The sequence below is a fragment of the Pseudomonas sp. MWU16-30316 genome (assembly GCF_020515645.1).
Classification (GTDB): domain Bacteria; phylum Pseudomonadota; class Gammaproteobacteria; order Pseudomonadales; family Pseudomonadaceae; genus Aquipseudomonas; species Aquipseudomonas cerasi.
In genome coordinates, this window is sequence record NZ_JAIZAZ010000007.1 from 1 (window position 1) to 24494 (window position 24494).

Sequence of the window (24494 nt, forward strand, 5' to 3'; positions counted from 1 at the left end):
CCGTCTGCGCCGGAAGTGGGGCGAATTATAGACACCTCACAGAGGGCGTCAACCGTTAATTTCAAAAATCTTCACCCTGCTTTGCTACGCCCCAGCAAACACGGGAGATCCTCTTTAAAGACGATCTCCCTCCCGCAGAATTTACAGGCTGGGAAATGCAAATTGCGACGCTTCGTGGCTCGCACGCTGTGGCCAGCGCTGGGTAATTGCCTTGCGACGGGTATAGAAGCGCACACCATCGGGACCGTACGCATGCAGGTCGCCGAACAAGGAACGCTTCCAGCCACCAAAGCTGTGGTAGGCCACCGGCACCGGCAGTGGAACATTGACCCCGACCATCCCCACTTCAATCTCGTCGCAGAACAGACGCGCCGCTTCGCCATCGCGGGTAAAGATGCAGGTGCCGTTGCCATATTCGTGATCGTTGATCAGTTGCATGGCCTGCTCAAGGCTGTCCACGCGCACGATGCACAGCACCGGCCCGAAAATCTCTTCTTTATAGATACGCATCTCTGGCGTTACGCGATCGAACAGGCAGCCACCCATGAAGAAGCCCTGTTCATGCCCGGCAACCTGAAGGTTGCGCCCGTCCACCACCAGAGTCGCGCCCGCCTGCACACCGTCCTCTATATAGCCGCCGACCTTGTCGCGATGCTGCCCGGTGACCAGCGGCCCCATATCCAGGCCACAGGTCGTGCCCGCGCCGATCTTCAGGCTCTGGATTTGCGGAACCAGTTTGGCCACCAATGCATCAGCGATCTGATCGCCGACGCATACCGCGACCGAAATCGCCATGCAACGCTCGCCGCAGGACCCGTAGGCAGCGCCCATCAAGGCACTCACGGCGTTGTCCAGATCGGCATCCGGCATCAACACCGCATGATTCTTGGCACCACCGAGCGCTTGAACGCGCTTGCCCCGCGCTGCGCCTTCCTTATAGATGTACTCGGCAATCGGTGTGGAACCGACGAAGCTCAGTGCCTTGACCTCCGGCGCTTCGATCAGCGCATCGACCGCGACCTTGTCACCGTGAACCACATTGAGCACACCCTTCGGCAGCCCCGCTTCATGCAGCAGCTCGGCAATCAACAATGTGGAGCTGGGATCGCGTTCCGAAGGTTTGAGGATGAAGCAGTTGCCACACGCAATGGCCAGCGGGTACATCCACAGCGGCACCATGGCCGGGAAGTTGAACGGGGTAATACCGGCAACGATACCCAGCGGCTGAAAGTCAGACCACGCATCAATGTTCGGCCCGACGTTGCGGCTGTATTCACCCTTGAGCACTTCAGGCGCAGCGCAGGCGTATTCCACGTTTTCAATACCACGCTTCAGCTCGCCCGCCGCATCTTCCAGGGTCTTGCCGTGCTCTTCACTGATCAATTGGGCAATACGTGACTCATTCTGCTCAAGCAGTTGCTTGAAACGGAACATCACCTGAGCACGCTTGGCCGGCGGCGTATTGCGCCACGCCGGAAAGGCAGCCTTGGCCGAGTCGATTGCCTTCTGGACTGTATCGCGATCGGCCAGCGCCACGGTGTGAATAACCTGCCCGGTCGACGGGTTGAAGACATTGGCGCTACGACCTTCAGCAGAAACGAACTCGCCGTGGATCAGGTGTTGAATGCTGCTCATGGAAAACTCCGGATAAAGGCAACGGGCGTGAGTCAGTTCACACCCGATGCGATAAAGGCACGTATATAAGAAGAGAGCCTGCCAGCGCGGTCAGTCGATCAGGTTGAGGGTTTCGCCGACGGCATCGAACAATCGATCCAGATCCTGCGCCTGGCTGTTGAAGGTCGGTCCGAATTGCAGGGTGTCACCGCCGAAGCGCACGTAGAAACCGGCTTTCCACAGCTTCATGCCTGCCTCGAAGGGCCGCACGATGGCGTCGCCGTCACGCGGTGCGAGCTGGATGGCACCTGCCAGACCGTAATTGCGGATATCGACCACGTTTTTCGCGCCCTTGATACCGTGCAGCGCACGTTCAAAATGCGGCGCGACGGCTGCGGCCTGCTGCACCAGGTTCTCCCGCTGCAGCAGCTCAAGCGCCGCCAGCCCGGCCGCACAGGCTACGGGGTGAGCGGAATAGGTGTAGCCGTGAGGGAATTCGACGGCGTACTCCGGCGTTGGCTGATTCATGAACGTTTGATAGATCTCGCTGCTGGCGATTACCGCGCCCATGGGGACGGCGCCATTGGTGATCTGCTTGGCGATGCACATCAGGTCAGGCGTGACCCCGAAACTGTCGGCGCCAAACATCGAGCCCGTACGACCGAAGCCGGTAATGACTTCGTCGAAGATCAGCAGGATATTGTGCTGATCACAAATTTCACGCAGGCGCTTGAGATAGCCCTGCGGAGGAACGATCACACCAGCCGAGCCCGCCATGGGTTCGACGATTACCGCAGCGATGTTCGACGCATCATGCAACTCGATCAACTTGAGCATCTCGTCAGCCAGCGCGATACCGCCCGCCTCGGGCATGCCCTTCGAGTACGCATTGCTGGCCAGCAGGGTGTGCGGCAAGTGGTCGACGTCCATCAACTGGCCGAACATCTTGCGATTGCCATTCACTCCGCCCAGGCTGGTGCCCGCCACGTTCACACCGTGATAGCCGCGTGCCCGACCGATCATCTTGGTCTTGGTCGCCTGGCCTTTCAGCCGCCAGTAGGCACGCACCATCTTCACCGCCGTATCCGCGCACTCGGAACCCGAGTTGGTATAGAAGACGTGGTTGAGATTGCCCGGCGTCAGGTCGGTAATCTGTTCTGCCAGCTGGAACGAAAGGGGATGTCCGAACTGAAAGCCTGGTGAGTAATCCAGCACACCCAGCTGCCGGGACACGGCTTCCTGAATTTCCTTGCGCGTATGCCCAGCCCCGCATGTCCATAGACCTGAGAGTGCATCGTAGATCTTGCGCCCCTTGTCGTCTGTCAGATAGCTGCCATGCGCGGCCACGACCATGCGCGGGTCGCGCTGGAAATTTCGATTCGCGGTGTAGGGCATCCAGTGAGCATCAAGCTTCAACTGATGGGTGACAGGCACATCGGACACTTCGAACATATTCATGGGAGCAAGCCTCGCAGGCGCTAAACGAAAGGTCATTGCTGCCAAGGTGCCACGCGGCTAAAGTTCATGAAACCCGCCTTTTATGATCTTTGGTTTGGTAATCACTAAACAATGAATATCCGTCGTTCCGATCCGGTGTCGCAGGTCAGTGATTTTGATATCCGCTTGCTGCGCCTATTCAAAAGCGTCGTCGAGGCGGGTGGCTTTTCTGCGGCTGAAAGCGTGCTCGGCATTGGCCGATCAGCGATCAGCCAGCAGATGAGTGATCTGGAGCAACGCCTCGGCCTGCGCCTGTGCCAGCGAGGCCGCGCCGGCTTTTCACTGACCGACGAAGGGCGCGAGGTCTATCAGTCGTCGTTGCAATTGCTCAGCGCGCTGGAAAGTTTCAGGACAGAGGTCAACGGCCTGCACCAGAACCTGCGCGGCGAGCTGAACATCGGCCTGACAGACAACCTGGTCACCCTCCCCCACATGCGCATCACCCATGCCCTGGCCCGGCTGAAAGAGCGCGGGCCGGGCGTGCACATCAACATCCGCATGATCGCCCCCGCCGAAGTCGAGCGCGGTGTACTCGACGGCGGCCTGCATGTCGGTGTCGTGCCGCAGGCCAGTGCCTTGCCGGGGCTTGAGTATCATCCGTTGTACAGCGAGCGTTCGCTGCTCTATTGCGCGGTCGGGCATCCCCTGTTTTACGCCGAGAATGCCACGCTGGATGACGCACGTCTCGCACAGCAGGAAGCCATTGCTCCGACCTTTCGCCTGCCCAACGAGATCCAGGACCACTATCAGGCACTAACCTGCACGGCCAGCGCGTCCGACCGGGAGGGCATTGCCTTCCTGATTCTGACCGGCCGCTACATAGGCTACCTGCCCGATCATTACGCCAATGCCTGGGTGCAGGAAGGCAGGCTGCGCGCATTGAAACCGGATTCGAAGTTCTACGACCTCAATCTGGTGACCGTCACCCGCAAAGGCCGGCGCCCTCATTTGGTGCTGGAGAGCTTTCTGGAAACACTTGCCGCTACCCGATGACACATTTCTGCCCTGCACCTGGCCGGTTCGCCGACGCTGCAGAGCGCGTTGAAAGCGCTATCAGGCTGATATTTATTGAAATAAATGGACTCAAATAAAAATAAGCTGAGCAACTGGACAGTTTTTTGCAGTAGTCCCGAACAACGACACGCCAGCACATGGCATTTCCCCGTCCGAGAACTCGCCATGCAGCCTGAAACACTCGACAACGATGATCTGATCTACGGCCTGAACGACCGCCCCAAACCCTGGACGGCGATATTGGCCGCGTTCCAGCACGTTCTCGCCAGCTTCGTGGGGATCATCACCCCGCCCCTGATCATCGGCTCGACCCTTGGCCTGACACAGTACATGCCGTACCTGATCAGCATGGCCTTGATGGTCTCGGGCACCGGCACCTTCATCCAGGCACGCCGCCCGTTCGGTATCGGCGCGGGCATGATCTGCCTGCAAGGCACCAGCTTCGCCTTCCTGGGCGCAGTGTTGTCCGCAGGTTTTCTGGTCAAGCAGCGCGGCGGCAGCCCGGAGGACATCATGGCGATGATCTTCGGCGTGTGCTTTTTCGGTGCCTTGGTGCAGATCGCGCTGAGTCGCTGCATTGGCCAGTTGCGAAGGGTCATCACGCCACTGGTGACCGGTATTGTCATCACGCTGATTGGTGTGAGCCTGATCAAGGTAGGCGTGACAGACCTGGGCGGCGGCTTCAACGCACCGGACTTCGGCGCCCCGGTTAACCTGGCGCTGGGCGCGTTCGTGCTGGCCGTGATCATTGTGCTCAATCGCTCGAATACGCCCTGGGTACGTTTGTCAGCCATCATCATCGGCCTGGCGGTGGGCAGTCTGGCCGCATGGTTCAGCGGCAAACTGGTGCCGCAACCCCTTCACGACCTGCCGTTGATCAGCGTACCGGTGCCGTTCCGCTTCGGCTTCAATTTCGACTGGAGCGCTTTCCTGCCTGTCGCGCTGATTTATCTGATCAGCAGTATCGAGACGGTCGGCGACCTGACCGCCAACTGCATGCTCGCGCGCCAGCCCATCAGCGGCCCGAGTTACCTGGCGCGCCTCAAGGGCGGTGTACTGGGTGATGGCGTGAGCTGCATGATCGCCGCGACCTTCAGCGCATTTCCCAATACCACCTTTGCGCAGAACAACGGCGTGATCCAGTTGACCGGCGTTGCCAGTCGCTATGTCGGGCTGTACATCGGCACGGTGCTGTTCGTGCTCGGGCTGTTTCCGCACATTGGTGCCATCGTCCAGCAGATCCCCAAGCCGGTGCTCGGCGGCGCAACGCTGGTCATGTTCGGCAGCGTCGCGGCCGCCGGGGTACGCATTCTGGCCCAGTCACCGCTGGACCGACGCAGCATGCTGATCATTGCCACCTCATTGGGTGTCGGTCTGGGTATTGCGGCGCAACCTGCGCTGCTGCATCAGTTGCCGAAACTGGTGCAGAACCTGTTCGATTCGGCCATCACCAGCGGCGGTATCACGGCCATTGTCATGTGCCTGCTGATTCCGGAAGGCAAAGTCGCCGCCGTTCCGAGCGCCGGTGCAGCGGAACCCAAACCTGTGGAGCAACCACGATAACTTTACTTGCCGCGCCCGCACCGACGCTTGCGAGATGCTCGCCGGTGCGCTATCTGTTCATTCGTCGCGCCCTACGACCTGTCCGGAATTGCCCATGACCCTTGAAGTCCCCGCACACAGCGCTCACGTCACCAAGCCTGCAAGCCGTATTCGTCAGAAGAACGAAGAAGCGATCATCCAGGCAGCCGAAGATGAATTTGCCCGCCACGGTTTCAAGGGCACCAGCATGAACACCATCGCGATCAAGGCCGGGCTGCCGAAAGCCAATCTGCATTACTACTTCACCAACAAACTCGGCCTGTATGTCGCAGTGCTCAGCAACATCATCGATTTGTGGGACAGCACCTTCAACCACCTCAGCGTCGAAGACGATCCGGCAGAGGCGCTGGCCCGCTATATTCGCGCCAAGATGGAATTCTCGCGCCGCCAGCCACAGGCTTCGCGGATCTTCGCCATGGAGATCATCAGCGGCGGCGAATGCATGAGCGAGTATTTCAGCCAGGATTACCGCCTGTGGTTCCAGGGCCGGGCAGCGGTCTTTCAAGCCTGGATCGACGCCGGCAAGATGGACCCCGTCGACCCGGTGCACCTGATCTTTCTGCTATGGGGCAGCACCCAGCACTATGCCGACTTCGCCTCGCAGATCTGTCGCGTCACCGGTCGTTCTCGACTGACTCGCCAGGACATGGATCAGGCCAGCAACAATCTCATTCGAATCATTCTCAAAGGTTGTGGGCTCACCCCGCCAGCCTTGTAGAATCGTCGCCCTGACGTCAGCTGGACACACGCATGCCTTTTACCCTGATCGGCCCTTGCGAGTTTCGTGAAGAAATCCGCAAGAGCCGCTTCATCACCCTCGCCGCCCCCATCGCCAGCCCGGCCGATGCACAGGCGTTCATCGAGCAGCACAGTGACCTGAACGCCACCCACAATTGCTGGGCCTGGAAGCTCGGTGGCCAGTATCGCAGCAACGATGACGGCGAACCGGGCGGCACTGCAGGCAGGCCGATTCTGGCCGCCATCGAAGCGCAGGAGTTCGATCAGGTCGTGGTGCTGGTGATCCGCTGGTACGGCGGCATTCAACTGGGGACCGGCGGCCTGGCCCGCGCCTATGGCGGCGGTGCCAACAAATGCCTGCAGCAGGCCGAGCGTCTGCCGCTGATCCAGCGCGCGTCGTTCCACCTTGAATGCAGCTTCAGCGAGCTGGTGCTGGTCAAGCTGCGTCTCGGCGAACTGAACGGTCTGGTGGAAAGCGAACACTTCATGGCCAACGGTGTGCAGATGTCCATCGCCATCGGCCCCGAGCACACCGACACCCTGCAGCGCCAACTGGCCGATCTGAGTCGCGGCAGAATCCTTCTGCACGCAGCGCCGGAGCAATAGCCGGAGCCTCTGAGCCACATGTCACAATTGCCCACATCTACTGTGCATCCGGCTGTGGATAAGCTGAGCACACTCCACCGCGAGCCTTGCCGGGCTTGCGTTTCAGGCGAATGATCGTTTTTTGAGCAATTGCCGGGCGTGGATCCATAAAGAGTGCAAAAACAGCCTGTTAGCGCTTCTTAGTGCCTTTGGATGTTAACCGCCGCCGCATTATTCTCACTCAACCGGCTTGCGCACAGTATCTGTGGAAGAACCTGTGGATAACAGGTGCAAGGGTCGCGCATTGCTTCAGCGCACCGCCCTCCACGTCCGCTGTACATTTTTTGTTCAAATCAAAGGGCCACATTGGCCCGCGCCAGGCAAGCACGCCCCGAACTGGTGCTGAAACGAGCGCCGTCGATAGGCGAAGGCCGGTGACAGGGCCGAAAACTCCGTGCCTGGCCTTGATTCAGCGCACCGGACGCGAATCCTGACTCCTTGGCCAGGATTTTGCTTTATCCACACGCGACCCACTTCTGCCTCAGAGCCTTTCATGTCAAACCACGCGATAGCTGCGCGCCTGCAACTGCGCCACATCACCAAACGGTATCCCGGCTGCCTGGCCAACGACGCTGTCGACCTGACGATTCAGCCCGGAGAGATTCACGCCCTGCTGGGTGAAAACGGTGCGGGCAAAAGCACGCTGATGAAGATCATCTACGGCGTGACGCAGCCCGACGCCGGGACAATCATCTGGCAAGGCCAGGCGCAGACCATGCGTAATCCGGCACAGGCCAGAAGCCTGGGCATCGGCATGGTGTTCCAGCATTTTTCGCTGTTCGAAACCCTCAGCGTCGCGCAAAACATCGCGCTGGCGATGGGCGCAGCGGCGGGCACGCCCAAGCAACTCGAACCGCGCATCCGCGAGGTCTCACAACGCTACGGCATGGCAGTGGAGCCCCAGAGGCTAGTTCACAGCCTGTCGATTGGTGAGCGGCAGAAAGTCGAGATCATTCGCTGCCTGATGCAGGACATTCGCCTGTTGATCCTCGACGAGCCCACGTCGGTGTTGACGCCTCAGGAAGCCGATGAGCTGTTCGTGACTCTGCGGCATCTGGCCCGAGAAGGCTGCAGCATTCTGTTCATCAGTCACAAGCTGGGCGAAGTGCGCGCGCTGTGTCACAGCGCGACTGTACTGCGCAACGGCCGGGTCTCCGGGCACTGCATTCCCGCTGAATGCTCCGATCTGGAACTGGCGCGCTTGATGGTCGGTGATGCCGAAGGGCTGACCGCACAGTATGAGAAGGTCAGCGGCAGCACGGCCTTTTTGCGCATCGACAAACTGTCCTGGCACAACCCGGACCCGTTCGGCTGCTCACTCAAAGACCTCAGCCTGGAAGTACGCAGCGGCGAAATCGTCGGTATCGCGGGCGTGGCCGGGAATGGTCAGGATGAGTTGCTGGCGCTGCTCAGCGGCGAACAGACCTTGCCCCATGCCCAGGCGGCGACCCTGCGTTTTGAGGATGCCCCGGTCGGCAACCTGCGGCCCGATGCGCGGCGCAAGCGTGGCCTGGCATTCGTCCCGGCCGAGCGCCTGGGGCATGGCGCAGTGCCGGAACTCAGTCTTGCCGACAACGCGCTGCTTACCGCCTTTCAGCAAGGGCTGGTGAACAATGGCCTGATCCAGCGCAGCAAGGTGCGCGCACTGGCTGACGAAATCATTCGGCGCTTTGCGGTCAAGACCCCGGATGCGCAGGCCCCGGCGCGCAGTCTGTCGGGCGGCAACCTGCAGAAATTCATCCTCGGTCGGGAAATTCTGCAAAAGCCGAAACTGTTGATTGCCGCGCATCCCACCTGGGGCGTGGATGTCGGCGCTGCGGCGGCGATCCATCGGGCGCTGATTGCCTTGCGCGACGCGGGGGCCGCCATTCTGGTGATCTCCGAAGACCTGGACGAGTTGTTCCAGATCAGCGACCGACTCGCCGCCCTGAGTGGCGGACAGCTTTCCGACCTGATCCCCACTGAACAGACCAGCACCGTGCAAATCGGCGGCTGGATGGCGGGACAGTTCGATCATTCTCAAACCCAAGCCCACGTGCCTGGTTAACGGAGCAAAACATGCTGCTTTCTCTGGAACCGCGCGGCCAGCAATCGCGCGCGATGTTGTGGTGCTCCCCTTTACTGGCTGCGGTGCTGACCCTGGTCTGCGGTTCACTGCTGTTCATCGGCCTGGGCCTGAACCCTTGGGTGACGCTGCACACCTTGCTGATCGCGCCGGTCAGCGACTGGTACGGCCTGTCGGAATTGATGGTCAAGACCCTGCCGATTCTGCTCTGCGCGCTGGGTCTGGCGGTCGCCTATCAGGCGCGTATCTGGAACATCGGGGCGGAAGGCCAGTTGCTGCTCGGCGCATTGGCAGGCAGTGCCGTGGCGGTGAATATCATCGAGATGGAGAGTCGTTGGGCACTGGTCATGGTGCTGCTGGCCGGCACCCTCGCCGGCGCGGCCTGGGCGGGCGTGACCGCCTGGCTGCGCACGCACTTCAACGCCAATGAAATCCTCACCAGCATCATGCTCAACTACATCGCCCTCAACTTGCTGCTGTACTTCGTCCACGGGCCGCTGAAGGACCCGGCCGGCATGAACTTCCCGGAGTCAGCGACCTTCGGCGACGCCAGCCGTCTGCCGCTGTTGATGGAGGATGGCCGCGCGCACATCGGCGTGTACTTCGCCCTGTTTGCGCTGGTCGCGGTGTGGGTGCTGCTGCAACGCAGTTTCGTCGGTTTTCAGATCAAGGTGCTGGGCCTGGACAAGCGTGCTGCCGGGTTTGTCGGCTTTCGAGAAAAACGCCTGGTCTGGCTCGCACTGTTGATCAGTGGCGCGCTGGCCGGGCTGGCCGGCGTATCGGAAGTGACCGGGCCGATCGGTCAACTGGTGCCGCAGGTCTCGCCAGGTTACGGCTATGCCGCGATCACCGTGGCCTTTCTCGGCCGCCTCAACCCCATCGGCATTCTGTTCTCCAGCCTGTTGATCGCCCTGCTGTATCTGGGCGGAGAAAGCGCGCAAATGACCTTGAACCTGCCGTTGGCAATCACGCAGTTGTTTCAGGGGATGATGCTGTTTTTCCTGCTGGCCTGTGATGTGCTGATTCTCTATCGCCCACGTTTGAAACTGCACTGGGCCAAGCGCCAGATGACAGCCGTCACAGGAGCCGCATGATGGATATCGACCTGTTGAGCAACATTTTCTACGCCATGGTCCGCTGCGGAACCCCCTTGCTGCTGGTGGCGCTGGGCGAACTTATCTGCGAAAAAAGCGGCGTCATCAACCTCGGTCAGGAAGGCATGATGCTGTTTGGCGCAGTGATCGGTTTCATCGTCGCCCTGAACACCGGCAACCTCTGGCTGGGTGTGCTGCTGGCGATGCTTGCAGGCATGCTGCTGTCGGCACTGTTTGCCCTGGTGGCACTGGTGTTCAACGCCAATCAGGTCGCGACCGGGCTGGCGCTGACCATCTTCGGCGTTGGCCTTTCCAGCTTTGCCGGGGCCGCCTGGGTCGGCAAACCGTTGAGCGGTTTCGAACCGGTGGCCATCCCGCTGCTCAGTGACATTCCGCTGATCGGCCGCATGCTGTTTGCCCAGGACTTGCTGGTCTACCTGTCCTTCGCCTTGTTCGCTTTGGTCGCCTGGGCGCTGCTGAAAAGCCGCGTCGGGCTGATCATTCAGGCCGTCGGCGAAAACCCTGACGCCGCCAGCGCCATGGGCTTGCCGGTATTGCGCGTGCGCACCCTTGCGGTGCTGTTCGGCGGCGCAATGGCTGGGCTGGCCGGGGCCTACCTGTCGCTGGCCTACACACCGATGTGGGCGGAAAACATGAGCGCCGGACGCGGCTGGATAGCCTTGGCGCTGGTGGTGTTCGCCAGCTGGCGCGTGTGGCGTCTACTGCTCGGTGCGTACCTGTTCGGCCTCGCCAGCATCCTGCACCTGGTCGCGCAAGGCATCGGCCTGGCCATCCCGTCCAACCTGCTGGCGATGCTGCCTTACCTCGCCACCATCATCGTCCTCGTCCTGCTCTCCCGCGACGCCCTGCGCACCCGACTGTATGCGCCGGTATCGCTGGGCCAGCCGTGGCGGGCGGGTCATTGAGGAGCTAGCGGCGCAGATGGTTGACGCAGAGCGTCACGAACGGCATTCCCACGCTGGAGCGTGAGGAACGATAATCCTGAAACTATCAGGCATGCCGTTCCAGTGATTCCCCTGAACGTTTTCGGCTCGCGAAGATTCCAACAGGTCATGGGCAGGAGTACGCTGCAAGGTCGAAACTTTCGAGAGGCCTTGCTGGCACTGCCATGGAGTCTGTCTCTCAATCTGCCAAGGAATCATTCATGACCACTACCAAGAAAACCGCCCTGATCATCGGTGCTTCGCGTGGCCTGGGCCTCGGGCTGGTGCAGCGCTTGACCGAACAGGGCTGGCACGTCACCGCCACCGTACGTGATCCGCAAAACGCTGAAAACCTGAAAGCGGTCGAGGGCGTGCGCATCGAAGCGGTGGATCTGGACGAAACGGCCTCGCTTGAAGTGCTGGTCCAGAAGCTGCGCGGTGAAGTGTTCGACGTGCTGTTCGTCAATGCCGGCATCAGTGGCGCGGCACACCAGAGCGCTGCGAAGTCGACCGCTGCCGAACTCGGGCAGTTGTTCCTGACCAACGCGGTGGCACCGATTCGTCTGGCCGAACGCTTCGTCGATCAACTTCGTCCCGGCACGGGCGTCCTGGCGTTCATGAGTTCGTGGCTGGGCAGCGTCACTTGCCCGGACGGCGCAAACCTTGCGTTGTACAAGGCTAGCAAGGCTGCACTCAATTCGATGACCAATACCTTTGTCACCGAGCTGGGCGAGAACCGTCCTACCGTTTTGTCTATGCATCCGGGCTGGGTGAAGACCGACATGGGCGGCGAAAATGCCGCCATCGACGTGATGACCAGCACCACTGGGCTTGTCGAACAGCTCAATGCCTACGCCGGCAAAGGCGGCCATCACTTCATCGACTACCAGGGCAAGACGATTGCCTGGTAATCGGCTGCTCGACTAGAATCGCCGTCCTTCGCCGGGGCGCACCTGACCCCGGCGACCCTGGATCAGCAGACAGGGCAACACTGAGCTGGCTAACCTGAACCTGTCTTTCAGAGGAGCCGGCCCATGCCTGCGATCCGTATCTGGTTGAAAAATCCCCTTGCCGTGTTCACTGCCAATGACCTGGACGCCCGTGGCGGTCTGGTGATCGAAGGCGGCGTCATCACTGAAGTGCTGGCCGCCGGGCAGCTCCCGTCAACGCCCTGCACTCAGACGTTCGATGCCCGTGAGCATGTGTTGCTGCCGGGGTTGATCAACACGCACCATCACTTCTATCAAACCCTCACGCGGGCCTGGGCACCAGTGGTCAATCAGCCTTTGTTCCCTTGGCTGAAAACCCTGTACCCGGTATGGGCGCGCCTGACGCCGGAGAAGCTCGCGGTCGCCAGCAAGGTGGCGCTGGCCGAGCTGTTACTGTCCGGGTGCACAACCGCTGCTGACCACCACTATCTGTTTCCCGACGGGCTTGAACACGCTATCGATGTTCAGGTGCAGAGCGTTCGGGAGCTGGGCATGCGCGCGATGCTGACGCGCGGTTCGATGAGCCTGGGCGAAGCGGATGGAGGCTTGCCGCCGCAGCAAACCGTGCAGCAGGGCGAGGTGATTCTGGCCGACAGCCAGCGTTTGATCGAGACCTACCATGAGCGTGGTGACGGCGCGCAGATCCAGATCGCGCTGGCACCCTGCTCGCCGTTTTCGGTCACGCCGCAGATCATGGCCGAGAGTGCGGCCATGGCAGAAAAACTCGACGTGCGCCTGCACACCCACCTGGCTGAAACCCTCGACGAAGAAGACTTCTGCCTGCAACGCTTCGGCCTGCGCACCGTGGATTATCTGGACAGTGTCGGCTGGTTGGGACCGCGTACCTGGCTGGCCCATGGCATCCACTTTAACCCCGACGAAATCGCCCGTCTCGGCGCAGCAGGTACGGGTGTCTGCCACTGCCCGAGCTCGAACATGCGCCTGGCCTCCGGCATCTGTCCAACCCTGGACCTGCTCGCTGCTGGCGCGCCGTTGGGGCTTGGGGTCGATGGCTCAGCGTCCAACGACGCATCGAACATGATCCTGGAAACCCGCCAGGCGCTTTACCTGCAACGCCTGCGCTACGGCGCCGAAAAAATCACTCCGCAGCTCGTGCTGGGCTGGGCCACCAAGGGGTCGGCGCAATTGCTGGGACGCACTGACCTCGGTGAACTGGCGGTGGGCAAACAGGCTGATCTGGCGTTGTTCAAGCTGGACGAACTGCGCTTTTCCGGCAGCCATGATCCGCTGTCAGCGCTGCTGCTGTGCGGCGCGGACCGTGCCGATCGGGTGATGATCGCAGGACAATGGCGAGTGATCGACGGCCAGGTCGAAGGCCTGGACATCAAGCAGTTGATTGCCGATCACAGCCAGGCCGCGCGGGAGTTGATTGGGGGCTGAACGTGCGGGGCGATAATCTCAACTATCGTGCGACGCTCCGCGTCGGCATGCCGTTCAGGACGCTCTGCGTCCTCTTGCGACGCAGAGCGTGGGAGCGATAGGCAATAGGCCCTAAAGCCCCAGACACGAGAGCATGATGAACGTCGCGAACAGCACGAAGTGGGTCATGCCTTCGATGGCATTGGTTTCGCCATCGTTGAGGTTTATGGCGGACACCAGCAGGGTGATGAAGATCATCACGGTCTGCACCGGAGTCATGGCCATCTGGAAAGGCTGGCCACTGTATAGCGCCATGGCTTCCATGACCGGAACCGTCAGGATCACGGTCGACAGCGACGCACCCAACGCGATGTTGACCACCGACTGCATGCGGTTGGCCAGCGCGGCACGCAGGGCCGTGAGGATCTCCGGCGCGGCAGAGATGGCGGCGACCAGGATGGCGGTCATCACCGGCGGCGCACCGGTGCCTTCCAGGCCCAGGTCAACCGTCTTCGACATCACTTCGGCCAGCGCGCCGATCACCACCACGCCGACAACCAGTGTGGCAATTGAGCGGGTCAGATTGACCGGCTCTGCATGCTCTTCAGCCGTATTGGAACCCTGACTCTGACGCTTCTTCTTTTCCGGATAGCTGTAGCTGAAAAAGTAACTGTGCGGCCCGACCTGCATGCGCAGGAACAGGGTGTAGAGCAGGATCATCGCGCCGATGGTAAACGCCGAATAGATCTTCCAGTCACCCTTGGGAATGAACTCGGGTACGACCATCGACACGCCCATCGCGGTGAGGATCATCACGCTGTAGGTGCGCGCCGAATCATCGTTGTAAGACTGCTCGCCGTGCTTGATACCGCCCATCAGCGCCGCAAGACCGAGGATGCCGTTGATGTCGAGCATCACCGCCGAATAAATCGTGTCCCGCACCAGCGTTGGCGACGGCTCGTTGCTCATCATGATCGCCAGGATCACCACTTCGACCGTCACCGCCGACAGCGTGAGGATCATCGTGCCGTAAGGATCGCCGACCTTTTCCGCCAGCATCTCGGCATGGTGGGCAACGCGCATCGAGGCGCAGATGATGAACGCGACCAGCGCCAGCCCCGACACCAGCGCCACGACCTGACCGTTGCCTACCAGCACGTGCTCCAGTGGATAAGCGACGAACATGGCAATGATTGCCAGCAACAGAAACTTTTCTTGCTTGAGCAATGCGCCCATTTTTATTCCCCAAACCTTGCGACATCGCCGCGGATGTACATGAAGGTGGCCAACAGTGAAGCGTGTCAGAGTAGCTTGTGTGACAAAAGGTTTCATAAAATAGCCCGAATGCGAACCGCACCCACGCGTAAATGACTTTTGATCCCGTCGCCACGATGTGAAATAGTGCCCGCCGTTTTCAACAATAGTGCCTGCCGTTTTCTTCGCGGCCTTCAGGGCGCGCCTGTTTTTCCTGATTCCGTTTTGTTAGAAAGGACCTTTGCCATGCGTGCTTTTCGACTTCCGCATCTGCTGGCTTGCGGCCTGCTGACCCTGATGGCGAGTGCAGCCCAGGCCGCGCCTATCGACATCGATGACGGCCAACACAAAGTTCACCTGCCTGACACCCCCAAGCGCGTGGTGGTGCTGGAGTTTTCGTTTCTCGACGGACTGGCTTCGGTCGGTGTGACGCCGGTCGGTGCCGCCGACGATGGCGATGCCAACCGCGTACTGCCCAAGGTGCGCAAGGCCGTTGGCGAATGGCAGTCTGTGGGCCTGCGCTCGCAACCCAATATAGAAGTGATCGCGCGGCTCAAGCCGGACCTGATCATTGCCGACCTCGGTCGCCATCAGGCGCTGTACAACGACCTTGCCAGCCTGGCACCGACGCTGATGCTGCCGTCACGCGGCGAGGATTATCAGGGCAGTCTGAAATCTGCCGAGCTGATCGGCGTGGCGCTCGGCAAAGGCCCAGAGATGCAGGCGCGGATCGCGGAGAACCGCCAGCACCTGAAGACTGTTGCCGAGCAGATTCCGGCCAACACCAACGTGCTGTTCGGCGTCGCCCGCGAAGACAGCTTCTCGGTGCACGGCCCGCACTCTTATGCGGGCAGCGTGTTGCAGGCGATCGGTCTGAAGGTCCCGGAAGTACGCAAAGACGCCGCGCCCACCGAATTCGTCAGCCTGGAGCAGTTGCTGGCATTGGACCCGAACTGGTTGCTGGTCGGTCATTATCGTCGCCCGAGTATCGTCGACAGCTGGAGCAAGCAGCCGCTGTGGCAGGTGCTTGGCGCAGTACGTAACAAGCAGGTAGCTGAAGTGGATGGCGACAGCTGGGCGCGCAATCGCGGGATCATGGCGTCCGAGCAGATCGCCGACGATGCGCTTGCCGTACTCAAGGGCGGCAAGGCCGTGCTGAACCCGTAAATGCGCCGCTGGCTGATGGCGGGCGTGATCACCGCGACCTGCCTGGGACTGTTCTGGGTGTCGCTGTTCGCCCTGTCGTCGTTCAGCATTCGCCAGGTGGATGCCTGGAACGGGCTGATCACGCAGGGCCGCGAGGGCGGCAATATCGCTTACATCGTCGCGCAACTGCGCGTGCCACGCGCCCTGTGCGCGGCACTGGTCGGTGCCTGCCTGGGCGTGGCGGGCGCGTTGATGCAGGGCATCACCCGCAACCGTCTGGCCTCCCCGTCATTGTTTGGCGTCACGGCGGGCGCAGCGTTGGGGCTGGCGCTGTTTTCCACAGGTCTGGTCGCTCTGCCCTTCCCCGGTGGCGCTCTTTTAATGACCTGCCTCGGCGGTGCACTGGCATGGATCACCGTGTTCAGTCTTGGCGGTGCATGGTCACCCGCCACGGCTCAGGGCCGACTGGTGCTGGCGGGTGTAGCCGTCGCCGCGCTGTGCGCAGCCTTGACCCGTCTCACCGTAATTCTTGTCGAAGCGCAGGCGCAAAGTGTCCTCAACTGGCTGGCAGGGTCGCTGGCCAATGTCGGCGCGGCGCAATTGCAACTGCTCTGGCCGTGCACGCTGATCGGCGTGGTGCTGGCAATTGCCTGTGCGCCGCGCTTGAACCTGATCAACCTCGGTGAAGACGCTGCGCGTTCGCTGGGCGTGCGCATCGGTGCGTTACGCCTGCTGGTATTCGTGGTCAGCCTGCTGCTGGTTGGCGCCAGTGTCTGTGCAGTCGGGCCGATCGCCTTTGTCGGCCTGATCGCGCCGAACATCGCTCGCCAGTGGCTGGGCAATGACTACCGCTGGCTGATCCCGATCAGCGCCGGCCTGGGCGCGGCCATCGTGCTGGCCTCGGACCTGATCAGCCGCGCCGTGGCCTTCCCGGTGGAAACACCGGCCGGGGTAGTGACGGCATTGATCGGCGCGCCGTTCTTTCTGTTTCTGGCGAGGCGTGCGCTATGAACCACCCCCGCTCGAGGCTGTTGCTGCTGATGACCCTGCTGGCACTCGCCCTGCTATTGAGCCTCAGCGCTGGCACCGTGTGGCTGACACCCGGCGCCGTGCTCGATCACCTGATCGCCCACGACAGCAAGGACTTCGAAGTCTGGAATCACCGCCTGCCACGCGGCCTGATCGCAATCATGACCGGCTGCGCGTTCGGCCTGGCGGGCGCCATCGTGCAAGGCGTGATTCGCAACCCGCTGGCCTCGCCGGAAATCCTCGGCGTCACCCAGGGTGCCGGGCTGGCGCTGACCATTGCGATTATCGGCCTGCCACAGTTACCGGTATCGGCGCTGCCGTTTGTGGCGTGTCTGGGCGGCGCAGCGGGTGCGCTGCTGCTGGCGCTGTACAACACCGGCGTGAAGTTTTCAGGGGTGCGTTTCGCGCTGTCCGGGGTGGCGATTGCGGTGACGCTGTCGAGCATCACCGAGTTCCTGATCCTGTCCAACCCGCTGGATATCAACACCGCCCTGCTGGCGCTGACCGGCAGTTTGTGGAGCCGCAACTGGCACCACGTCTTGCTGGCCACGCCGCTTTTGCTGCTGATCCCGCTCAGCCTGCTGCTGGCCAAACCACTGAACCTGATCGGCCTGGGTGACGAGGCGGCGCAGAGCCTGGGCACCGGCCTCACGCGTACGCGCTGGCTGTCGATGGGCAGTGCCGTGCTGTTGACCAGCCTGGGGGTGGGCATTATAGGCCCGGTGAGCTTCGTCGGCCTGGTCGCACCACACATGGCCCGTCGTCTGGTCGGCGGTCATCATCAGTACCTGCTGCCCGCCTCGATGGTGCTGGGTGCGTTATTACTGGTGCTGGCAGACACGCTGGGACGCACGCTGATCGCGCCCAGCGAAATTCCGGCCGGGATTCTCACGGCGGTGATTGGCGCTCCGTATTTCCTCTGGCTGCTGGCCCGATTCAAAGGTTGATCCCATGACTATTCTGAAGGCGCAGCAACTCGACATCGGCTACGGCGCAACGCGCATCGTGCAAGACCTGTCGTTCAGCCCGCCGCCTGCGCAGGTCACTGCGCTGATCGGCCCCAATGGCTGCGGCAAATCCACCCTGCTCAAGGCCTTCGCCCGAATTCTCACCCCGCAATCGGGCAGTCTCAGTCTGGATGGCACGGCCTACCGCCAGCTGTCGGCCAACGAGCTGGCGCGCAAGGTGGCTTTTCTGCCGCAAGTGCTGCCGATTCCGGAAGGCGTCAGCGTACGCCAGCTGGTGGCGTACGGCCGCAGTCCGCACAACAGTCTGTGGGGTCGCCTGAGTGACGCCGATCAACGCAGTGTCGATCAAGCCTTGCAGCGCATGGAGCTGGACACACTGGCCGAGCGCCCGCTGTCGGATCTGTCCGGCGGGCAACGACAGCGCGCCTGGCTGGCGATGATCCTTGCGCAGGACGCGGCCATCGTCCTGCTCGACGAGCCGACCACCTATCTGGACATCAGCCATCAGGTCGAGCTGCTGGACCTGATGCGTGAGCTGAGCGCCGAAGGCAAGACGGTGATTACCGTGCTGCATGACATCAATCAGGCCTGCCGCTACGCCGACCACCTGGCGGTCATGCAGGGTGGACGTCTGGTGACCTGCGGCGCGCCGGGCGATGTACTGACGGCCGAGCTGGTCTGCCAGGTGTTCGATGTGCAGGTGCAGATCATGCGCGAACCCGTGGCAGGCACGCCGATGTGTATCGTCGAGCGCAGCACGCGCTGCACCAGTTAGCGGCGTAACCTGCAGCGTCTGCACCTTCCCGCTGCATGGTGAAACAGGCAGGCAAGCGGCAAAGCGCGCCAGCATCGTAAGTTGTCCTGTTGGTCAGTTATTTGCATTGTCGGGGTATGCACTCCAACAAGACCGCAAGGAGCTAGACCCGATGCACCTGACCAACCCACGTCGTCCTCTGAAAAAACTGCTGTGTGCCATGGCCGCCGTTGTCGGCATCGGCTCCAGCCTGCTCGCCTCGGCAGCCGATCCGCTGAAAGTCGGATTCGTCTACATCGGCCCCATCGGCGACCACGGCTGGACCTATCAGCATGAACAGGGCCGTCAGGCGATGGTCAAGGCGCTGGGTGACAAGGTGACCAGCAGCTACGTGGAAAACGTGCCGGAGGGCGCGGACGCCGAGCGGGTTATCCGCAACATGGCCAAAGGTGGTTATGACCTGATCTTCAGTACCTCGTTCGGCTACATGAACCCCACGCTGAAAGTCGCCAAGCAGTTCCCCAAGGTAAAGTTCGAGCACGCGACCGGCTACAAGCAGGACAAGAACATGGGCACTTATCTGGCCCGTACCTATGAGGGTCGCTACGTGAGCGGCTACATCGCCGCGAAGATGACCAAGACCAAGAAGATCGGTTATGTCGCTTCGTTCCCGATTCCTGAAGTGCTGCGCGACATCGACGCCATCCAGCTGGCGCTGAACAAATACAACCCGGGCACCGAGATCAAGGTAGTGTGGGTCAACTCCTGGTTCGATCCGGGCAAGGAAGCCGATGCGGCCAATGCGTTGATCGATCAGGGCGTGGACGTGGTGTTCCAGCACACCGACAGCCCTGCGCCGATCCAGACCGCCGAGCGTCGCGGCGTGTATGCCGTCGGTTATGCCTCGGACATGGCTCACTTCGGACCGAAAGCAGTGCTGACCTCCATCGTCAACAACTGGGGCCCGCACTACATTCAGGCCGCCGAAGGCGCCATCGCAGGGACCTGGAAACCACAGGATTACTGGGGCGGCCTGAAGGAAGGAACGGTCGAGTTGCCGATCAGCGACGTGGTGCCTGCTGACGTGAAGGCCGAAGCGCAGAAGATCATTGCCAGTATTGAAAGCGGCGAATTCCACCCGTTCACCGGCCCGATCAAGGACCAGAACGGCACCGTGAAAATTGCTGACGGTGTGGTCGCGACCAACGCCGAGCTGGCATCGATGAACTACTACGTCGAAGGCATCAAGGCCGAGCTGCCCAAGTAATCAGTCCGCCACTTGCCTGACCATCGTGCCTGCTGCGCCAGGCACGATCGTCGACACCCGACACTTCCTTTCAGGACCGGTTAATGGACCAGCTTCCCGTCATCGACATCGCCCCGCTCTACGGCACGGACACTCAGGCCTGGCAGGATGTTGCCGGGCAAATCGACAGTGCCTGTCGGGCATGGGGCTTCTTTTACATCAAGGGCCACCCGATCAGCGCGCAACGCATCGAGCAGGTGCAATCGGCGGCAAAGGACTTCTTCGCCCGGCCGGCTGCTGAAAAGCTCCTGATCGATATCACCCAAAGCACCCATCATCGCGGCTACGGCGCCATCGCCACCGAACAACTGGACCCCAGCCTGCCGAGTGACCTCAAGGAAACCTTCGACATGGGCCTGCACCTGGATGCCCGTCATCCCGACGTGCTGGCGGGCAAACCGCTGCGTGGGCCAAACCGGCATCCGGACATTCCCGGCTGGGAAGCGCTGATGGAGCAACACTATCTGGACATGCAGGCGCTGGCGCAAACCCTGCTGCGCGCCATGACCCTGGCACTGGGCATCGAGCGCAATTTCTTCGATCAGCGCTTCAAGGACCCGGTCAGCGTACTGCGCATGATTCATTACCCGCCGCGTGATACAGCGACCTCGGCCGAGCAACAAGGCGCAGGCGCGCATACCGATTATGGCTGCATCACCCTGCTGTATCAGGACACGGCGGGCGGCTTGCAGGTGCGTGATGTGCGTGGCGAATGGATCGACGCGCCACCGCTTGACGGTACCTTCGTGGTCAATCTGGGCGACATGATGGCGCGCTGGAGCAACGATCGTTATCTGTCCACGCCGCACCGGGTCATCAGCCCGCTCGGGGTCGATCGCTACTCCATGCCGTTCTTCGCCGAACCGCACCCCGACACGCGCATCGAATGCCTGCCCGGTTGCCAGAGCGACGATCATCCTGCCCGCTATCCGGTGACCACCTGCGCCGAATTTCTGCTGTCGCGCTTCGCGGATACCTACGCTTATCGCCGCGAACAGGAGGCAAGTTGAACGTTCGGTCAGGTTTTACCCTGCGCAGCGACGTGCATCTGTAGAATGTCCGGGATCTGCACCTGATGAGAAAAGAATATGTACGACTGGTTGAACGCCCTGCCCAAGGCAGAACTGCACTTGCACCTCGAAGGCTCGCTGGAACCCGAGTTGCTGTTCGCCCTGGCCGAGCGCAACAGGATTGCCCTGCCGTGGGATGACGTCGAAACCCTGCGCAAGGCGTATGCCTTCAACAACCTGCAGGAATTCCTCGATCTGTATTACCGGGGCGCAGACGTATTGCGCACCGAACAGGACTTCTACGACCTGACGTGGGCCTACCTGCTGCGCTGCAAGGCACAGAACGTTATCCACACCGAACCGTTCTTCGATCCGCAAACCCACACCGACCGTGGCATCCCGTTCGAAGTGGTACTGGCCGGGATTACCGGTGCGCTGAAAGATGGCAAGTCGAAGCTGGGCGTCGACAGCGGCCTGATCCTGAGTTTCCTGCGCCACCTGTCCCAGGAAGAAGCCGAAAAAACCCTCGATCAGGCGCTGCCGTTCCGTGATGCGTTCGTTGCCGTGGGCCTCGACAGCTCGGAGATGGGCCATCCGCCGAGCAAGTTCCAGCGTGTGTTCGATCGAGCGCGCAACGAAGGCTTCCTGACTGTGGCTCACGCCGGGGAAGAAGGTCCGCCGGAATACATCTGGGAAGCACTGGACCTGCTGAAGATAGAGCGCATCGACCACGGTGTTCGCGCCATCGAAGACGAGCGGCTGATGCAACGCATCATCGACGAACAGATCCCGCTGACCGTCTGCCCGCTGTCCAACACCAAGCTTTGCGTGTTCGACGACATGGCCCAGCACAACATCCTCGACATGCTCGAGCGTGGCGTGAAGGTCACCGTCAACTCGGACGACCCGGCCTACTTCGGTGGCTACGTGACCGAGAACTTCCACGCGCTGTACACCCACCTGGGCATGACCGAAGATCAGGCCAAACGCTTGGCGCAAAACAGCCTGGATGCACGACTGGTCAAGCCCTAAAGAGGGAATGAGCGGGTGACATCCATCGCTGCTCATGCTCTGCGTCGCAGAGGACGCAGAGCGTCAGGAACTGCATACCAAGGCGGAGCATTGGCACGATAGTGGTGGGGCAGGCGCCTCCATCGTTCCTCACGCTCCGCGTGGGAATGCCTTTCGCGACGCTCTGCGTCGCAAGAGAACGCGGAGCGCGCAGAACTGCGTGCCGACGCGGACCGGTGGTACGTTAGTGGTGGAGCGCGCCACACCTGCCGCTCCCGTCAGGCCGCCGCTGCGATCTTGCTGATTTCCCGCTGCCCACTGGATGAGACCTGCAAGGTGCTGGACTCTTCAGTGGTGCGCAGCCAGCCCATCTGAATGAAAAGCTGCAACAACCCCGCCCCCAGCGCGCCGCCCAGATGCGGGTTACTATCGTTCCATTTCGGACAAACACACACCGTTTCGCGCTTGCGTTGCGCCAGTGCGGGAATGTAGATACCGCGTTCGGCAAATCTGGCCACCCCCTTGCTGGTAACTTCGACGCGCTTCTCCTGCTGTTCTATCCAGCCCGCCTCCAGCAGGCGCTGATAAAGCTCGGCAGCCATCTCGCCACCCAGATGATCGGAGCAGACTCTTGCGCGGCGCAGCGGCAAGGGCGGCGCAGGCTGGGCAAAGCGACGATTGATCTGTTCAGCACTGGCCAGCGAAGCACAGGCCAAGGCCTCGACCGCCGCCCCCACTTCCGGCGCAGCGAGGCGAAAGAAGCGCTTGCGGCCGCGGACCTCCTGTTTCAACAGACCACCACTGGTCAGCCGCGCCAGATGGGCGCCGGCAGAAGAAGTCGAGAGTCCCGCCAGGATTGCCAATTCATCGGCAGGGCGAGCAGTACCATCCATCAGTGCCCAGATCATTGCGCTGCGCTTGGGGTCAGCCAGCAAGGTTGCGATCTGGCTGATGCAAGGTCCGTATTCCATGTGTTCACTCCCTGTTGAAACATTCATCTATGGTGATGACTGGGTGAAAGCAATCACGCCTCGATAGAGTTGAACGTGGCTCTTATAGGTAATGACAAGTATAAACTCTATGCCCTCCGCCCCCGTTGGGTGAAAAACGCCTCTTACACACGGCGGGTACACCACGACGCAAAAAATCGCCCAAGTATGGCGTGCTCCATCAACATCAAGTTATTCCCGCGGCTACACCGCAACCCCTCTATTCAAGGGGTTTGCAGCGACACTTCAAAAGAGGATTAAAAAGACAAGCGTAATGGCTATGACAAAAATGCCAAATCCACTCAACAACAGTCAGTTTCAACTTTGTTCCGGCAACGAAACTTCGCGTTATTGAACGGCCTTCGAAAATTATATTTTCCGACATTTCCGAAGGCCATTTCCTACTGGGGCGCGGCGATTAAAACACGCTGGCGGACGACAGACTTACAGCATGCTGCTTACACCGTGACCTGAGCATTTCCAGTAACAGAATGACAGGCTTGCTGAGTTGCGCCCGATGCGCGCACAACAGGTTCAATGGCGCACGCTCCCCGATCAGGTCGGGCATCAACACTTTCAGGTGCCCGGCCCGCACATCAGCGGCCACGTCCAGCCAGGATTTGTATGCCACACCTTCGCCCGCAACCGCCCAGCGGCGCACCACGTCGGCATCGTCGCTGAACCGGTTGCCGCTGACCGTCAGACTTATTTCGCGCTTGCCGTCGTTCAGCGTCCAACGGTCATGAACGCGATCACCGAGCATGAACAGCAGGCAGTTATGCTGCGCCAGTTGCTCGACCTGATGCGGCTCGCCATGACGCTGCAGGTAACTCGGCGCCGCACACAGTACCCGGCGGTTGTCAGGCAACACTGGCAGTGCGACCAGGCTGGAGTCTTCCGGCTCGCCGTAGCGCAGCGCCACGTCGACAGGCTGGCGGAACAGATCGGCAATACGATCACCCAGCAGCAGACGCACAGTCAGTTGCGGATGCTGCTGTTGAAATTCGTCGAGCCACGGCAACAGCACGTTGCGCCCCAGGTCCGATGGCGCCGAGAGTTGCAGCACGCCCTCGCAACGGTCCTGGCTGCTGGCCAGCAAACGCCGCCCCTCCTCAAGGCTGCCCAGCGCAGCACGCGCGTATTCCAGAAACCCCTCGCCTTCGGCAGTCAGGCGCAGGCTGCGCGTCGAACGGGCCAGCAAGCGCGCGCCCAACTGCCGTTCGATACGCTTGAGCGCCGCGCTGGCAACCGCCGCAGACAGGTCCATGACCCTCGCTGCGGCAGAAAGACTGCCCAGATCCGCTGCACGTACGAACAACTGCAAGTCATCAAAACGCAGCATCAAGGCCCCGTATTATCAAAATAAAATTGAAAGAGCCTGCCGTTTTAGCGGGTTTTATCTTTGCTGGAAATAGCCAATGATCTCTTCATCATTTTCTTTCGGA

21 protein-coding genes are annotated in these 24494 nt (G+C 61.1%); 16 read left to right on the plus strand and 5 right to left on the minus strand.

The window, feature by feature from the left end; translation table 11 throughout:
• Positions 1-141 precede the first annotated feature (141 nt).
• Together LCH65_RS20310 and LCH65_RS20315 are read right to left on the minus strand one after the other, a co-directional pair.
• Complete coding sequence (locus LCH65_RS20310; protein ID WP_096120574.1) at positions 142-1635, minus strand: CoA-acylating methylmalonate-semialdehyde dehydrogenase; 1494 nt, start codon at positions 1633-1635, stop codon at positions 142-144.
• Between the two features lie 90 nt (positions 1636-1725).
• Positions 1726-3072 (minus strand): aspartate aminotransferase family protein, encoded by a 1347-nt coding sequence (locus tag LCH65_RS20315; RefSeq protein WP_187600120.1) that lies wholly within the window; start codon positions 3070-3072, stop codon positions 1726-1728.
• A 111-nt stretch (positions 3073-3183) separates the two neighbouring features.
• Here LCH65_RS20315 and LCH65_RS20320 point away from each other — a divergent pair, with 111 nt between their 5' ends.
• The 9 genes from LCH65_RS20320 (at position 3184) to LCH65_RS20360 (ending at position 13603) form a co-directional block, all read left to right on the plus strand.
• Positions 3184-4104, plus strand: coding sequence for a LysR family transcriptional regulator (locus LCH65_RS20320; RefSeq protein WP_003431839.1), 921 nt, complete (start codon positions 3184-3186; stop codon positions 4102-4104).
• 186 nt (positions 4105-4290) lie between these two features.
• On the plus strand, positions 4291-5688 hold the full coding sequence (locus LCH65_RS20325) for a nucleobase:cation symporter-2 family protein (RefSeq protein WP_161429208.1): 1398 nt from the start codon (positions 4291-4293) through the stop codon (positions 5686-5688).
• 94 nt (positions 5689-5782) lie between these two features.
• Complete coding sequence (locus tag LCH65_RS20330) at positions 5783-6445, plus strand: TetR/AcrR family transcriptional regulator (protein ID WP_003318629.1); 663 nt, start codon at positions 5783-5785, stop codon at positions 6443-6445.
• Positions 6446-6477: 32 nt separating this feature from the next.
• Positions 6478-7071 (plus strand): YigZ family protein, encoded by a 594-nt coding sequence (locus LCH65_RS20335; RefSeq protein WP_058397694.1) that lies wholly within the window; start codon positions 6478-6480, stop codon positions 7069-7071.
• 532 nt (positions 7072-7603) lie between these two features.
• Complete coding sequence (locus tag LCH65_RS20340) at positions 7604-9157, plus strand: ABC transporter ATP-binding protein (RefSeq protein ID WP_161429207.1); 1554 nt, start codon at positions 7604-7606, stop codon at positions 9155-9157.
• An 11-nt stretch (positions 9158-9168) separates the two neighbouring features.
• Positions 9169-10269 (plus strand): ABC transporter permease, encoded by a 1101-nt coding sequence (locus tag LCH65_RS20345; RefSeq protein ID WP_003431845.1) that lies wholly within the window; start codon positions 9169-9171, stop codon positions 10267-10269.
• Entirely contained in the window at positions 10269-11195 is a 927-nt protein-coding gene (locus LCH65_RS20350; RefSeq protein WP_226439785.1) for an ABC transporter permease, read from the plus strand. Before LCH65_RS20345 ends, LCH65_RS20350 begins: the two co-directional genes overlap by 1 nt.
• Before the next feature lie 239 nt (positions 11196-11434).
• Complete coding sequence (locus tag LCH65_RS20355; protein ID WP_054995097.1) at positions 11435-12124, plus strand: SDR family oxidoreductase; 690 nt, start codon at positions 11435-11437, stop codon at positions 12122-12124.
• A gap of 123 nt (positions 12125-12247) precedes the next feature.
• On the plus strand, positions 12248-13603 hold the full coding sequence (locus LCH65_RS20360) for an 8-oxoguanine deaminase (protein WP_096128693.1): 1356 nt from the start codon (positions 12248-12250) through the stop codon (positions 13601-13603).
• 111 nt (positions 13604-13714) lie between these two features.
• Here the strand turns inward: LCH65_RS20360 and LCH65_RS20365 are convergent, their stop codons facing one another.
• On the minus strand, positions 13715-14818 hold the full coding sequence (locus LCH65_RS20365) for a calcium:proton antiporter (protein WP_003431849.1): 1104 nt from the start codon (positions 14816-14818) through the stop codon (positions 13715-13717).
• A 264-nt stretch (positions 14819-15082) separates the two neighbouring features.
• Between LCH65_RS20365 and LCH65_RS20370 the strand changes: the two genes are divergently transcribed.
• The 7 genes from LCH65_RS20370 to LCH65_RS20400 all read left to right on the plus strand — a co-directional run bounded on the left by LCH65_RS20370 (position 15083) and on the right by LCH65_RS20400 (position 22081).
• Positions 15083-16003 carry a Fe(3+) dicitrate ABC transporter substrate-binding protein FecB gene (locus LCH65_RS20370; RefSeq protein ID WP_003431850.1) on the plus strand — a complete coding sequence of 307 codons (921 nt, stop codon included), beginning with the start codon at positions 15083-15085 and terminating at the stop codon, positions 16001-16003.
• The gene (fecC, locus tag LCH65_RS20375) at positions 16004-16993 is read left to right on the plus strand and encodes an iron-dicitrate ABC transporter permease FecC (RefSeq protein WP_044309511.1); all 990 of its coding nucleotides are present in this window, start codon (positions 16004-16006) and stop codon (positions 16991-16993) included. It begins immediately after the preceding gene.
• Positions 16990-17958: an iron chelate uptake ABC transporter family permease subunit gene (locus LCH65_RS20380; RefSeq protein WP_072364964.1), complete on the plus strand. Its 969-nt coding sequence runs from the start codon at positions 16990-16992 to the stop codon at positions 17956-17958. Before fecC ends, LCH65_RS20380 begins: the two co-directional genes overlap by 4 nt.
• Positions 17959-17962: 4 nt before the next feature.
• Positions 17963-18754 (plus strand): Fe(3+) dicitrate ABC transporter ATP-binding protein FecE, encoded by a 792-nt coding sequence (gene fecE, locus LCH65_RS20385; protein WP_003366479.1) that lies wholly within the window; start codon positions 17963-17965, stop codon positions 18752-18754.
• Positions 18755-18905: 151 nt separating this feature from the next.
• Positions 18906-20000, plus strand: coding sequence for a BMP family ABC transporter substrate-binding protein (locus tag LCH65_RS20390; protein ID WP_003366477.1), 1095 nt, complete (start codon positions 18906-18908; stop codon positions 19998-20000).
• An 83-nt stretch (positions 20001-20083) separates the two neighbouring features.
• Positions 20084-21049, plus strand: a complete 966-nt coding sequence (locus LCH65_RS20395; protein WP_122267182.1) for a 2-oxoglutarate and iron-dependent oxygenase domain-containing protein — start codon at positions 20084-20086, stop codon at positions 21047-21049.
• 78 nt (positions 21050-21127) lie between these two features.
• Positions 21128-22081 carry an adenosine deaminase gene (locus LCH65_RS20400; RefSeq protein ID WP_003366473.1) on the plus strand — a complete coding sequence of 318 codons (954 nt, stop codon included), beginning with the start codon at positions 21128-21130 and terminating at the stop codon, positions 22079-22081.
• Positions 22082-22338: 257 nt separating this feature from the next.
• Here the strand turns inward: LCH65_RS20400 and LCH65_RS20405 are convergent, their stop codons facing one another.
• Positions 22339-23031, minus strand: a complete 693-nt coding sequence (locus LCH65_RS20405; RefSeq protein ID WP_003350954.1) for a helix-turn-helix transcriptional regulator — start codon at positions 23029-23031, stop codon at positions 22339-22341.
• Positions 23032-23467: 436 nt separating this feature from the next.
• Positions 23468-24391, minus strand: a complete 924-nt coding sequence (locus LCH65_RS20410) for a LysR family transcriptional regulator (RefSeq protein WP_044309507.1) — start codon at positions 24389-24391, stop codon at positions 23468-23470.
• Between the last annotated feature and the right edge of the window lie 103 nt (positions 24392-24494).

Bases quoted from the DNA above. Each gene is read 5' to 3' on its own strand.
- LCH65_RS20310 (WP_096120574.1), bottom strand. From the start codon at position 1,635: ATGAGCAGCATTCAACACCTGATCCACGGCGAGTTCGTTTCTGCTGAA.
- LCH65_RS20315 (WP_187600120.1), bottom strand. From the start codon at position 3,072: ATGAATATGTTCGAAGTGTCCGATGTGCCTGTCACCCATCAGTTGAAG.
- LCH65_RS20320 (WP_003431839.1), top strand. From the start codon at position 3,184: ATGAATATCCGTCGTTCCGATCCGGTGTCGCAGGTCAGTGATTTTGAT.
- LCH65_RS20325 (WP_161429208.1), top strand. From the start codon at position 4,291: ATGCAGCCTGAAACACTCGACAACGATGATCTGATCTACGGCCTGAAC.
- LCH65_RS20330 (WP_003318629.1), top strand. From the start codon at position 5,783: ATGACCCTTGAAGTCCCCGCACACAGCGCTCACGTCACCAAGCCTGCA.
- LCH65_RS20335 (WP_058397694.1), top strand. From the start codon at position 6,478: ATGCCTTTTACCCTGATCGGCCCTTGCGAGTTTCGTGAAGAAATCCGC.
- LCH65_RS20340 (WP_161429207.1), top strand. From the start codon at position 7,604: ATGTCAAACCACGCGATAGCTGCGCGCCTGCAACTGCGCCACATCACC.
- LCH65_RS20345 (WP_003431845.1), top strand. From the start codon at position 9,169: ATGCTGCTTTCTCTGGAACCGCGCGGCCAGCAATCGCGCGCGATGTTG.
- LCH65_RS20350 (WP_226439785.1), top strand. From the start codon at position 10,269: ATGGATATCGACCTGTTGAGCAACATTTTCTACGCCATGGTCCGCTGC.
- LCH65_RS20355 (WP_054995097.1), top strand. From the start codon at position 11,435: ATGACCACTACCAAGAAAACCGCCCTGATCATCGGTGCTTCGCGTGGC.
- LCH65_RS20360 (WP_096128693.1), top strand. From the start codon at position 12,248: ATGCCTGCGATCCGTATCTGGTTGAAAAATCCCCTTGCCGTGTTCACT.
- LCH65_RS20365 (WP_003431849.1), bottom strand. From the start codon at position 14,818: ATGGGCGCATTGCTCAAGCAAGAAAAGTTTCTGTTGCTGGCAATCATT.
- LCH65_RS20370 (WP_003431850.1), top strand. From the start codon at position 15,083: ATGCGTGCTTTTCGACTTCCGCATCTGCTGGCTTGCGGCCTGCTGACC.
- fecC (WP_044309511.1), top strand. From the start codon at position 16,004: ATGCGCCGCTGGCTGATGGCGGGCGTGATCACCGCGACCTGCCTGGGA.
- LCH65_RS20380 (WP_072364964.1), top strand. From the start codon at position 16,990: ATGAACCACCCCCGCTCGAGGCTGTTGCTGCTGATGACCCTGCTGGCA.
- fecE (WP_003366479.1), top strand. From the start codon at position 17,963: ATGACTATTCTGAAGGCGCAGCAACTCGACATCGGCTACGGCGCAACG.
- LCH65_RS20390 (WP_003366477.1), top strand. From the start codon at position 18,906: ATGCACCTGACCAACCCACGTCGTCCTCTGAAAAAACTGCTGTGTGCC.
- LCH65_RS20395 (WP_122267182.1), top strand. From the start codon at position 20,084: ATGGACCAGCTTCCCGTCATCGACATCGCCCCGCTCTACGGCACGGAC.
- LCH65_RS20400 (WP_003366473.1), top strand. From the start codon at position 21,128: ATGTACGACTGGTTGAACGCCCTGCCCAAGGCAGAACTGCACTTGCAC.
- LCH65_RS20405 (WP_003350954.1), bottom strand. From the start codon at position 23,031: ATGGAATACGGACCTTGCATCAGCCAGATCGCAACCTTGCTGGCTGAC.
- LCH65_RS20410 (WP_044309507.1), bottom strand. From the start codon at position 24,391: ATGCTGCGTTTTGATGACTTGCAGTTGTTCGTACGTGCAGCGGATCTG.